General features: G+C 70.8%; 13 protein-coding genes. 6 read left to right on the top strand and 7 right to left on the bottom strand.

What is annotated here, in order from left to right:
- Window positions 1-618 precede the first annotated feature (618 nt).
- On the bottom strand, window positions 619-2,037 hold the full coding sequence (locus ACIA77_RS13690) for an RNA polymerase sigma factor (RefSeq protein ID WP_395886160.1): 1,419 nt from the start codon (window positions 2,035-2,037) through the stop codon (window positions 619-621).
- A 234-nt stretch (window positions 2,038-2,271) separates the two neighbouring features.
- Complete coding sequence (gene ppgK, locus ACIA77_RS13685; RefSeq protein WP_395886159.1) at window positions 2,272-3,033, bottom strand: polyphosphate--glucose phosphotransferase; 762 nt, start codon at window positions 3,031-3,033, stop codon at window positions 2,272-2,274.
- A gap of 64 nt (window positions 3,034-3,097) precedes the next feature.
- On the opposite strand from ppgK, the gene ACIA77_RS13680 reads away from it, so the two are divergent.
- Window positions 3,098-3,919 (top strand): inositol monophosphatase family protein, encoded by an 822-nt coding sequence (locus ACIA77_RS13680; RefSeq protein WP_395886158.1) that lies wholly within the window; start codon window positions 3,098-3,100, stop codon window positions 3,917-3,919.
- 81 nt (window positions 3,920-4,000) lie between these two features.
- Here the strand turns inward: ACIA77_RS13680 and cei are convergent, their stop codons facing one another.
- Window positions 4,001-4,684, bottom strand: coding sequence for an envelope integrity protein Cei (cei, locus tag ACIA77_RS13675; protein ID WP_395886157.1), 684 nt, complete (start codon window positions 4,682-4,684; stop codon window positions 4,001-4,003).
- Window positions 4,685-5,244: 560 nt separating this feature from the next.
- On the opposite strand from cei, the gene ACIA77_RS13670 reads away from it, so the two are divergent.
- Window positions 5,245-5,553: a DUF4193 domain-containing protein gene (locus ACIA77_RS13670; RefSeq protein ID WP_204090248.1), complete on the top strand. Its 309-nt coding sequence runs from the start codon at window positions 5,245-5,247 to the stop codon at window positions 5,551-5,553.
- 184 nt (window positions 5,554-5,737) lie between these two features.
- Here the strand turns inward: ACIA77_RS13670 and ACIA77_RS13665 are convergent, their stop codons facing one another.
- On the bottom strand, window positions 5,738-6,229 hold the full coding sequence (locus ACIA77_RS13665; protein WP_395886156.1) for a DUF3093 domain-containing protein: 492 nt from the start codon (window positions 6,227-6,229) through the stop codon (window positions 5,738-5,740).
- Window positions 6,230-6,253: 24 nt separating this feature from the next.
- Here ACIA77_RS13665 and dut point away from each other — a divergent pair, with 24 nt between their 5' ends.
- Both dut and ACIA77_RS13655 read left to right on the top strand, forming a co-directional pair.
- Window positions 6,254-6,757, top strand: a complete 504-nt coding sequence (dut, locus tag ACIA77_RS13660) for a dUTP diphosphatase (RefSeq protein ID WP_395886155.1) — start codon at window positions 6,254-6,256, stop codon at window positions 6,755-6,757.
- Window positions 6,757-7,431 (top strand): DUF3710 domain-containing protein, encoded by a 675-nt coding sequence (locus ACIA77_RS13655; RefSeq protein WP_395886154.1) that lies wholly within the window; start codon window positions 6,757-6,759, stop codon window positions 7,429-7,431. The genes dut and ACIA77_RS13655 overlap by 1 nt, the downstream gene beginning before the upstream one ends.
- Window positions 7,432-8,064: 633 nt before the next feature.
- Here the strand turns inward: ACIA77_RS13655 and ACIA77_RS13650 are convergent.
- Window positions 8,065-8,778, bottom strand: a complete 714-nt coding sequence (locus ACIA77_RS13650) for an alpha/beta hydrolase (protein ID WP_395886153.1) — start codon at window positions 8,776-8,778, stop codon at window positions 8,065-8,067.
- Between the two features lie 102 nt (window positions 8,779-8,880).
- Here ACIA77_RS13650 and ACIA77_RS13645 point away from each other — a divergent pair, with 102 nt between their 5' ends.
- Together ACIA77_RS13645 and ACIA77_RS13640 are read left to right on the top strand one after the other, a co-directional pair.
- Entirely contained in the window at window positions 8,881-9,261 is a 381-nt protein-coding gene (locus ACIA77_RS13645; protein WP_204090244.1) for an OB-fold nucleic acid binding domain-containing protein, read from the top strand.
- 9 nt (window positions 9,262-9,270) lie between these two features.
- A complete protein-coding gene (locus ACIA77_RS13640; protein ID WP_395886152.1) occupies window positions 9,271-10,026 on the top strand; it encodes a DUF3159 domain-containing protein in 756 nt (251 codons plus the stop codon).
- 64 nt (window positions 10,027-10,090) lie between these two features.
- On the opposite strand, the gene ACIA77_RS13635 is transcribed toward ACIA77_RS13640, so the two are convergent.
- On the bottom strand, window positions 10,091-10,747 hold the full coding sequence (locus tag ACIA77_RS13635; protein ID WP_395886151.1) for a potassium channel family protein: 657 nt from the start codon (window positions 10,745-10,747) through the stop codon (window positions 10,091-10,093).
- Window positions 10,747-11,412 carry a potassium channel family protein gene (locus ACIA77_RS13630; protein WP_395886150.1) on the bottom strand — a complete coding sequence of 222 codons (666 nt, stop codon included), beginning with the start codon at window positions 11,410-11,412 and terminating at the stop codon, window positions 10,747-10,749. Before ACIA77_RS13630 ends, ACIA77_RS13635 begins: the two co-directional genes overlap by 1 nt.
- Window positions 11,413-11,537 lie beyond the last annotated feature (125 nt).

Here is an 11,537-nt window from a genome sequence, read left to right as displayed (position 1 = left end):
TCAGCAGGAGGGGAGTGCCGCAGCGCAGAGCGAGACCGGGGCGCGCGACTGGCGCTCAGGACTGGTGGGAGGTGCGGAACCAGCGAGAGGCCTGGACCCGGGCCCGCGGGGCGAAATCGAGCAAGCGTACAAGCAGATCGGACCGCGATAGTGGAGCCAGACGCTGAGCCGGCGCTGCCGGCGTAAGCGGGCCGGGCTGCCCGAGTCAGGCGTCGAAGTGGCGCGAGGTGGGTAAGCAGACCGGGGTGCGAAATCCTAGCGGGCCGGGCTGCCCGAGTCAGGCGTCGAAGTGGCGCGAGGTGGGTAAGCAGACCGGGGTGCGAAATCCTAGCGGGCCGGGCTGCCCGAGTCAGGCGTCGAAGTGGCGCGAGGTGGGTAAGCAGACCGGGGTGCGAAATCCTAGCGGGCCGGGCCGCCCGAGTCAGGCGTCGAAGTGGCGCGCGGTGGGTAAGCGGGCTGGGTGCGAAACCCCAGCGAGGCGGGAAATCCGAGCACAGGCCCGGGAACCGCCCGGCGCCCCAGCCCCGTCCACAGTGGCCACTCAAAACCCCCTGCACAGCAAGGAACCCCGCCACCTCGAAGGCGACGGGGTTCCTCGTGATCAGGAAATCCGGCTGATCAGTCCAGGTAGTCGCGCAGGACCTGGGACCGCGACGGGTGCCGCAGCTTCGACATGGTCTTCGACTCGATCTGGCGGATGCGCTCGCGCGTGACGCCGTAGACCTGGCCGATCTCGTCGAGGGTGCGGGGCTGGCCGTCGGTGAGGCCGAAGCGGAGGCGGACCACGCCGGCTTCGCGCTCGGACAGCGTCTGCAGCACCGACTGGAGCTGGTCCTGCAGCAGCGTGAACGACACCGCGTCGACGGCGACGACCGCTTCGGAGTCTTCGATGAAGTCGCCGAGCTGGGAGTCGCCCTCGTCGCCGATGGTCTGGTCCAGCGAGATGGGCTCGCGAGCGTACTGCTGGATCTCCAGGACCTTCTCGGGCGAGATGTCCATCTCCTTGGCGAGCTCTTCCGGGGTCGGCTCGCGGCCGAGGTCCTGGAGGAGTTCACGCTGGATGCGGCCGAGCTTGTTGATGACCTCGACCATGTGCACCGGGATGCGGATGGTGCGGGCCTGGTCGGCCATCGCGCGCGTGATCGCCTGGCGGATCCACCACGTGGCGTACGTCGAGAACTTGTAGCCCTTGGTGTAGTCGAACTTCTCCACCGCGCGGATCAGGCCGAGGTTGCCCTCCTGGATCAGGTCCAGGAACGCCATGCCGCGACCGGTGTAGCGCTTGGCCAGCGACACCACGAGCCGGAGGTTCGCCTCCAGCAGGTGGTTCTTGGCGCGCTCGCCGTCGCGCACGATCCACTTGAGATCGCGGCGCATCTGGGTGACGAGCTTCTCGCCCTCCTCCTCGGCGGTGCGCACGCGCTCAGCGGCGTAGAGCCCGGCCTCGATGCGCTTGGCGAGCTCCACCTCCTCCTCGGCGTTCAGCAGCGCGACCTTGCCGATCTGCTTGAGGTAGGCGCGGACGGAGTCGGCCGACGCGGTCAGCTCGGCGTCCTTGCGCGCCTGGCGCAGCGCCTCGGACTCCTCCTCGTCCCAGACGAAGTCGGGGTTGTCCGACGACTTCGCCGTGCTCTTGTCGGCGGCGGCGGTGCTGCGACGGCGCGCGGCGGGGGTCTCCGCCTCTTCGCTGTCGTCATCGTCGTCTGAGTCGTTGTCGTCGTCCGAGGCCCCGTCGTTCACCGTCTCGTCGACGACGTCGACCTCGACCTCTTCCAGGTCCGACAGATCCGGGCTGTCGAGTTCGGCCTCGTCGAGCTCTTCGGGACCGTCGAGCTCGCCGTCTTCGGTCTTGGCCCCCTTGGTCGTCGCCTTCTTGGCCGGCGCCTTCTTCGCGGGAGCCTTCTTCGCGCCTGCCGACTTCGTGGCGGTCTTGCTCGCCGCGGGTTTCGCCGCGGCGGTGGCTGCCTCGTCGGCCGGCTCGCCGGCTGCGGTCGCTGTCTTCGTCCCGCCTCGGGTTGCGGTTCTTGCGGCTGCCACTTACGCCCTTTCGCAGCGGTCGATCATGACGAGCCGAGGTATCGCCACCTCGGCTGCCTCACATTCGGGGAACACGCCTCGGCCTGCAGTTTTCGCTCCCGCAGCCGTGGGCCGTGTTCCATTGTAACGACGGTCGGCCGGTGCGTCGCGAAGCGATCACCCTCCGGCCCGCCGCACGGTACCCGCACGTGACCCTTCCGTGACCGCCGCGTGTGCTTTCCGGCGGTGCGGACGTCAGTGCTCGATGCCCTCGGCCGCCGCGGCCGCGGCGCCGACGATGCCCGCGTTGTTCTGCAAGGACGCGACGATCACCGGCGTGCGGACGTCCAGCAGCGGCACCCACTTCTCCGACTTCTTGCTCACGCCGCCGCCGACGATGAACAGGTCCGGCCAGATCAGGTTCTCCAGCACCGTCAGGTAGCGGTGCACCCGCTTGGCCCACTGGTGGTACGAGAGGCCCTCGTTGTCCTTCACGGACGCCGCGGCACGCTTCTCCGCGTCGTGGCCGTCGACCTCGAGGTGGCCGAACTCCGTGTTGGGCACGAGCTTGCCGTCGTGGAACACGGCGCTGCCGATGCCGGTGCCGAAGGTCAGCAGCGCGGTGACGCCGGTGCGGGCGCGCTCGTCGCCGAACCTGATCTCGGCCATGCCGGCCGCGTCCGCGTCGTTGAGCATCGCGACGTCCGAGACCTTCATGCCGAGCCGCTGCGCGAACAGCGCGTCCGCGTCCGTGCCGATCCACTTGTGATCGATGTTCGCGGCCGTGTGCGCGACACCCTTCTTGACCACCGCGGGAAGCGTGACGCCGACGGGCCCGTTCCACTCGGCGATCCGGACGATCTCCGCGACCACGTCCGCGACGGCGTCGGGCGTGGACGGCTGCGGCGTCTCGATCCGGTGCCGCTCGCCGATGAGCTGTCCCGTTTCCAAATCGACCAGCGCGCCCTTGATCCCGCTGCCGCCGATGTCGATTCCGAAACCTCGGGTCGCCGTCACTGACGTGGTCCCTTCTCGCACGATTCAGAAGTCTGCTCCGGAGACTTTAACCGGATGTGGTGACATGTCGGTCGTGGGACTTGATGAGACGTTGCTGAAGAGCGTTGCCGAGCAGGTGGCCGCCGAGGCGGCCGGGCTGGTGCGCGAGGCCTGGACCGCCATGCAAGGCGGCCGCGAAGTCCGGGTGGACACCAAGTCGGCGGACACCGACGTGGTCACCGCGATCGACAAGGAATCGGAGGAACTGGTGCGGGAGCGGCTCGCCGAGCTGCGCCCGGGCGAGCCGGTGCTGGGCGAGGAGGGAGGTGGTGAGGCCGCCGGCAGCGGGGTGACGTGGGTGGTGGACCCGATCGACGGGACCGTCAACTTCCTCTACGGGCTCCCGTCGTTCGCCGTCTCGCTCGCCGCCCAGGTCGACGGCGTGTCCGTGGCCGGCGCGGTCGTCGAGCCCGTCAGCGGCCGCCGCTGGACCGCCGCCCGCGGGCACGGAGCGTGGCTCGACGACCGGCGGCTGTCCGTGTCCGCGCCGGCGCGGCTGGACCTGTCGCTCGTCGGCACGGGCTTCGCCTACGACCGCACGCGGCGCGTCCGCCAGGGCGCACTGGCCGGCGAGCTGCTCGGCCACGTCCGCGACATCCGCCGCAACGGCGCGGCCTCGCTCGAACTCTGCGCGGTCGCCGCGGGCTGGCTCGACGCGTTCTTCGAGCACGGGCTCAACCGCTGGGACTGGGCCGCCGGCGCCCTCGTCGCCGCCGAAGCGGGTGCGACGATCCTGCTGCCGGGCTCCGCCCCGGACCTCGGCGAGGACGCGACGTTCGCGTCGGCGCCGGGCATCGCGCAGCCGCTGCGGGACGTGCTGGCGCTGGCGGGCGCGGCCACCGTCTGACGGAACCGGACGCGCCGGCCCGGCTGACGAAACCGGCCCTGAGCCCTCGAGCGGGGTTCAGGGCCGGAGGCGCGGCAGGCGTCAGCAGGCGACGTCGCGGGCGGCGGCCAGGAGGGTCTGGTCGATGACGGGCGCGCTGGGGCCCGTGGACGCCTCGTTGCCGCCGCCGCCCTGGTGGGCCTTGGACCAGTCCGAGAGCGTCTTGAGGATCTGGACGGCCTCCGGGCGGGGCCGGATGTCGTCGAACAGGGTGCCGGTGACGAGGTCGACGCTGGCGTCCTTGCGGTTGTCGCGGACGAGTTCGGCGCACGGGGCGACCAGGCTGACCGTGCGGGCGGCCGCGGCGCCGTTCTCGCCGTAGCGGATCTGGCCGCGGCACTTCGCGTCGCCCTGCGGGTAGGCGGGGTCGTTGGCCGGGTCGGCGATGCCGGAGAAGCCGAGCTCGCGCAGGGCCGTGGTGGCGATGCCGCCCTGGCCGCGCGTGGTGCTGGCGTTGAGGACCTTCAGCGCGACCTTGTCGGGCGGCACGGGGGAGCGGTCGTCGAGGCCGTTGTGGGCCACGACCGTGTAAGTCGTGCCGGGCGGGGGCGTGGGGGCCGGCGTGCAGTGCACGGCCTCGTCGACGTCTCCGCGCGTGACCACGGCGTTCACCCACACGATCACCGCGCCCAGGGCGAGCACCCCGATCACGATGAGCGCGGGCAGTGGCCGGTGCTTCCGATAGGGCCGCGCACCACGGTCCCCCGAGCCGTTCCCCGACGCCACCTGCCCCGTCCCTTCCCGAACGCGGATCCCCGTCCGCGGACCCCGCAGCACCGCGAGGCCCCGCGCGCCTCGATCGGTGTAGTCCCCGGTGTACTCAGCGACACCTTCGTAGCCGGTCAGCCTAGGCGCTGCGCGCCGTGACCGGTGTCGCGGGTCACCCTCTTCCCCGTGCGGTCCGCGCCGAGGCCGGAACACGATTTCCCCGGTCGGTCGATAGCACCACGGAGACCTCCGCGGGAGCAAGCGGACACGGCCGCCGGGTGATCTTCCCGACGCGAGGGCAACCTGAACGGGGGACGGCCGTCTCACCTGCGGATTCCCCCTGTCGGGTGACGAATTCCCGGCAATTTGCGACCTGGTGCGGAGCTCGCCGAACGGTGAGCTACCCTTCCCGGGCTCCGGCCGCAGGAAGAGGGGCACCTGGCTGAGACCTCGGTCACTGCGGGCGCCGGGCACAAACAGGGGCGCTGGAACGTTGACCAGCGGCACGACGGGCTCACGGGTTCGACCTGTGGGACCGGAAGAACAGGACAGAGCTGAATCGCAGGGGTGAGGGACACATGGCTACCGACTACGACGCTCCGCGCCGCAGCGAAGCCGACGAGCTGGCCGAAGACTCGTTGGAGGAGCTGAAGGCCCGGCGCAACGAAAACCAGTCCGGCGTCGTCGACGTCGACGAGGACGCGAACGCCGAGAACTTCGAGCTCCCGGGCGCCGACCTCTCCGGACTTTCCGGTGAGGACATGACCGTGAAGGTCGTGCCGAAGCAGGCTGATGAGTTCACCTGCTCGGTTTGCTTCCTGGTGCACCACCGCAGCAGGCTCGCCGAGGACAACGGCGGCCGGCTGATCTGCCGCGACTGCGCCTGAGTGGGGCGACGTGCGCCTTGCGCGCACGGGGTCTCACACAGGGTCTCGGGGAACCACAGGGTTTTTCAGGGGAAGACAGTCGCGGCGGTTCCGGGGGGAGCTCGCTCGCGAGCTGGGCAAAGGGGGTCGGCCTGCGTGGCCGGCCCCCTTCCGCGTCTCCGGGCGCCGACGCGGTGCCGAGCGGTCAGGAACGGGCTTCGCCACGCAGCAACGCGGCGATGCGCTTCGGCTTGCGGGTGCTGAACAGCCAGTACGGCGTGGGGTCGGCCGGGTCGGTGAGCTGCACGCGCACGGCCGGGCCCACCCAGCCGCGGTGCAGCACGAAGGCCGCCGGGTCGCCGTCGCGCCCGAGCGCGCGGCGCTTGTCGTCCTTCTCGAGGATTTCGACCACGCCCGCGAAGCGCACGGGCAGGTGCGCGTCGCCGACCCACAGCTCCGGCTCGGCACCGCGCGTGACGCGCACGCGTGAACGGCCGAGCGACACCAGCAGGGCCGCCATCACGACGATCGCGATCGGCAACGGGATCCACACGGGGATCGACGGGTAGCCGAGGTGGATCTCGACGCCGAGCAGGATCGCGCCCAGCATCGGCAGCGGCCAGCCCCACCACGGCACGTACAGCCGTTCGGAGTGCGCCAGGCCGCTCTTCACGGCGGTGTTCACGGTGTCAGCCACGCGACAAGGGTAGTCTCGCCGCCCGTGTCCAGCGTTCAGGTACTCCTCACCCGGCTCGATCCCGGCGTCCCGCTGCCCGCTTACGCGCGGCCCGGCGACGCGGGCGCCGACCTCGTCACCACCTCGGATATCGTGCTCGGGCCCGGCGAACGCGGGGTGGTGGGCACCGGGGTCGCGATCGCGCTGCCGCCGGGGTACGCGGCGTTCGTCCACCCGCGCTCGGGGCTCGCGGCCCGCGTGGGGCTGTCGGTGGTGAACACCCCCGGCACGATCGACGCGGGGTACCGCGGTGAGATCCGCATCTGCCTCATCAACCATGATCTTCGCGAGCCCGTGGTGCTCGCGCGCGGCGACCGCGTCGCGCAGCTCGTGGTGCAGAAGGTGGAGCACGCGGAGTTCGTCGAGGTCGCCGAGCTCGGTGACACCGAACGGGGCGCCGGAGGTTACGGCTCGACGGGCGGGCACGCCACACTGGTCCCGGACGTGCCGGCCGCGGACGCGGCCACCGGGGAAGGAACGGAGAAGTAGTGGGGATTTTCGGACGCAAGCGCCGGTCCGAGGGCGGGGACACCGAGCCCGCCGAGTTCGACGACGCCACCGGCGCCACCGCCGAGGACGCCGGCGACTACGACGTCGAGCCCGAGAACCAGCTGTCGGAGACCGACGACGGCCCCTTCGACCTCACCGAGGTCGAGGAGGACGACGGCATTCCGCGCATCGACCTGGGCTCGGTGCGCGTCCCGGTCCCGGACGGCTCGCAGGTGCAGGTCGAGATGGACCCCGAAGCCGGTGGCGTGCGGGCCGTCCACGTGGTGACCGAGCAGGGCCAGATCACGATCTCGGCGTACGCGGCCCCCCGTTCCGGCGGCCTCTGGCGCGAGGTCGGCACCGAACTCGCCGACCAGCTCCGCAACGACGGCGCCAAGGTCACCATCGGCCGCGGCGAATGGGGCCTCGAAATCTCCGCCATCGTCGGCGACGTGGCCCTCCGCTTCGTCGGCGTGGACGGCCCCCGCTGGATGCTCCGCGGCGTCATCGCCGGCCCGCAAAGCGCTTCCTCCACGGCCCCCGACGTGCTCCGCGCCATCGTCCGCAAAACCATCGTCGACCGCGGCGCCTCCCCGATGCCCGTCCGCACCCCCCTCCCCATCACCCTCCCCGACGCCGTGGCCCAGCACATCGCCGAACAACAGCAAGGCTGAGCCCCGACCACCAGAGAGGCCCCCGCACCCCCCGGTGCCGGGGCCTCTTCTCTTTCCCCCCACAACCCAAGGTGACAAAACGCCACCTACAAACCGCCGCCAAACCAAGCACCAAAAGCTGCACCCAGCCCCTGCCCACCCAAGGCGACGCACCACGCACACGACACCGCCGCCGAACTGAGCAGCTAAGGATGCGCCCAGGCCCTGCCCGGCACCTCGAATGACGACGCACCAAGCGCATACGACACCGCCGCCCAACGGACCCACAGAGGATGCACCCAGCCCCTGCCCGCCACCTCGAACGGCGGCCCATCACACGCATACGAAACCGCCGCCCGACCACACAACTGAGGATGCACCCAGCCCCTGCCCGCCACCTCGAACGGCGGCCCATCACACGCATACGAAACCGCCGCCGAACTAAGCAGCTAAGGATGCACCCAGCCCCTGCCCGGCACCTCGATCCGAAGCCTCCACACGGCCGCCGACCCCGTGTCAAGGCACGCTTTCCCGCCTTGACACGGGGTCAGCGGCCGTAGTCACACTCAAGCTTCGGGGTGCCTACGCCACGCAACACGCCCCGCGAGGGCCCGCATCAGCACCACAGACCAACCGCACCCCCCAGAACCACCCCTACCCAAACCAAGCCTTCAAAAACCCCACCAAAGCAGCTCTCCCCAACACCTCCCGATCCCTCCCCACCCCCACCAACGACGTCTCTCCCATCCCCCCGCACCCCACCGCCCCAACCCACTCCCTCGCCACCGAAACCGGATGCACCGGATCATCCGCACACGCCCCCACCCCCACCGGCACCCGAACCCCCGCCAGCTCCACCAACGACGGCGCCCTCCTCCCCGCAGCAACCCGCAACCCGTCGACCAGCCCGGCCCCGTGCCGCCGCCAAGCCCGCCCCAGCTCGGCCACCAGCCACTGAGGACTCCCCACCGCGGCGACCCGCAACGCCTCGTCGACCCCGCGCGCCTCCACGAGATCCGCTGAGGCCCGCGCGGCCACCGCCGCGACGGCTTGCCCCGGCTCCCCGTTCCACGCCGGGAGAGCGCAAACCAGCCCCTCGCACCGTCCCGGGTTGGCGACGGCCCACTCCGCCGCGAGGTGGGCCCCGAACGAAATGCCCCCGACCACCAGCGATCCGTGGACCCGGGCGAGCCGGTCCAGCTCCGCCAGGTACCCCTCCGCGAGCGCCGCGCCGGGCGGCGGCGGGGGCGCGATCAACTCGAGCCCCAGCGCGGCCAGCGGCCCCGCGAACACCGAGCGGACGAACACCTCGTCAGACCCCGTCCCGGGCATCAGGACGACGGGCTGGTTCGGGATTGCGGACGTCACGTTGCGATCTTGGCGCAAACCCGTTTCGCTGTCGTGGACCACAGCTACGCTGGATTACGCACGGGCCGCGAAGTCGGAGGCCCCGGAGCACAGGAGCACACCATGTCCGCCAAGGACGGCGGCTACTTCAGCCGGTTGGTTCGCAAGCTGACCAGCGACGTCGAGGACCTCGACGCCGACGAGATGTCCGAAAGGTCCGGGGCCGAAGGTGCGCAGCGCGCCTGTGACTGCAGGTCCGGCGAAGAGGTGACGGTGCTCGGCAGGCTCCGCAGCGTCGAACTGTGCCCGACCGAGGGAGCCCCGACGCTCCAGGCCGAGCTGTTCGACGGAACACAGGGAGTGACGCTAATCTGGCTGGGCCGACGCCGGATCCCCGGCATCGAGCCGGGGCGGACCATCAAGGTCCGTGGCCGGATGGCCGAGCGTGACGGCCAGAAGGTGCTGTACAACCCGTACTACGAACTCCAGAGCCCAGTAGGTTGATCGACTCCCGTGACTGAACCCGCCCCCCGCGACGAGAAGCACGTGCCCGAAGGCGGGGACGACCGGACGGACGCCGACAAGCCCGAGCCCACGTTGCTGGAGCAGATGGGCGGCGTGTCCGGACTGTTCTACTCGGCCGTGCCGGTGATCGTGTTCGTCCTGGTGAACGCGTTCTTCGGACTGACCGCGGCCATCTGGGGCTCGATCGGTAGCGCGGTGGCGATCACGGTCCTGCGGGTCGTGCGCAAGGAGCCGCTGCAGCCGGCGATCTCCGGCTTCTTCGGCGTGGCGATCGCGGCGTTCATCGCGTTCCGCACGGGTTCGGCGAAGGGCTTCTTCCTCTTCGGCATCTGGGCGAGCCTCGCCTACTGCGCCGTGTTCGTGATCTCGATCCTCGTGCGCTGGCCGATCGCCGGCGTCGTGTGGAGCGCGCTCAACGGCGCCGGCCAGGCGTGGCGCAAGGACAAGCCCTCGCGCTACGGCTACGACATCGCCACGGCCGCGCTGGCCGTGATCTTCGCCGCCCGGTTCGTGGTGCAGCGCTGGCTCTACGACAGCGACTACACCGGCTGGCTCGCGTTCGCGAAGATCGCCATGGGGTACCCCCTGTACGCGCTGGGCCTGCTCGTGGTCGTCTGGGCGGTCCGCCGCTCCGACAAGCGCCTCAAGGCCCTGGCCGCCGACGAGCCGAAGCCGGAGACCGACGAGGAAGTCGAAGCGCGCTTGCGCGAGAAGTACGCGCAGGCGCCGACCCCGGAAACCTGAGCCGCCGCCAGACTCGCGAAAGGCCCCCTCACGACGTGTGAGGGGGCCTTTCGCGTGCCGAAGCTCAGTACCCCAGCGCCGACCGGATCTCGGGCTCGACGTCCGCGCTCGCGACGAACAACAGCTCGTCGCCGGCCTCCAGCGGGTCCTCGGGCTGCGGCACGATCACGCGGTCGCCGCGCAGGATCGTGACGAGGGCGGAGTCGCGGGGCAGGGCGATGTCGCTCACGGGCTTGCCGGCCAGCGGGGTCTCCTCCGGCAGCGTCAGCTCGACGAGGTTCGCGTTGCTCTGGCGGAACGTCATGAGCCGCACGAGGTCGCCGACGCTCACGGCCTCCTCGACCATCGCGGCGAGCATCCGCGGGGTCGACACGGCGACGTCGACGCCCCACGCGTCGGTGAAGAGCCACTCGTTGGCGGGGTTGTTCACGCGCGCCACCACGCGGCGCACGGCGAACTCCGTCTTCGCGAGCAGCGACACCACGAGGTTGGACTTGTCGTCGCCGGTGGCGGCGATCACGACGTCGCAGCGCTCGATGCCGGACTCCTCGAGGTTCGAGACCTCGCACGCGTCACCGAGTACCCAGTCGGCCTGCGGCACGCTCTCGGGCTCGAACTGGTCCGCTTCGCGCTCGATCAGCATCACCTGGTGCCGCCCGTCGATCAGCTCGACGGCGATGGAGCGCCCGACGGCGCCCGCACCCGCGATCGCGACCCGCATCAGTTCTCCTCCTCCGGAGCGCGAGCGGCCACGCTCGTCACGTCGCTGACGGTGCCGGAGCGGGCCGCGACGTACACCAGGTCGTCGGCCTGCACCATGGTCTTGTTGTCCGGCAGCACACCGTTGCCGAACCGCATGATGAACGCGACGCGCGCGCCCGTGGCGTCCTGGAGGTCGCGGACGCTGCGCCCGACCCAGCCCTCGTGCAGCGGCAGCTGCAGTAGCGCGACGTTGCCGGAGGGGTCGCGCCACGCGGAGGCGACACCGTCGGGCAACAGGGTCCGCAGGAAGCGGTCGGTGGTCCACGGCACGGTCGCGACGGTCGGGATGCCCAAGCGCTCGTACACGGCGGCGCGCTTGTGGTCATAGATCCGCGCGACGACGTTCTCGATGCCGAAGTTCTCGCGCGCGACCCGCGCGGAGATGATGTTGGAGTTGTCACCGCTCGACACGGCCGCGAAGGCGCCGGCGCGTTCGATGCCCGCTTCCTCGAGCACCTGCCGGTCGAAACCGACGCCGACGATCTGCTGGCCGTGGAAGTCGCTGCCCAGCCGGCGGAACGCCTGGGGGTTCTTGTCGATGACGGCCACCTCGTGGCCGAGACGCTCCAGCGCCGCGGCCAGGGATGAGCCGACCCGGCCGCACCCCATGATCACCACGTGCACGCCCTGCCTCCTCGTAGGTGGGGTAAACCCGTCCGTAGGTACCCTCGCGCACCAGCGCCGAACCTACCCTGCCGGGTGCCGGTTGGCTCCACCGTCCTCCCCGCCACCGCCCTCGGCGGAACAGC

The sequence above is a fragment of the Amycolatopsis sp. NPDC051903 genome (genome assembly GCF_044452505.1).
In the GTDB taxonomy this organism is placed as follows: domain Bacteria; phylum Actinomycetota; class Actinomycetes; order Mycobacteriales; family Pseudonocardiaceae; genus Amycolatopsis.
This window is presented reverse-complemented; position numbering and strand designations above follow the sequence as displayed.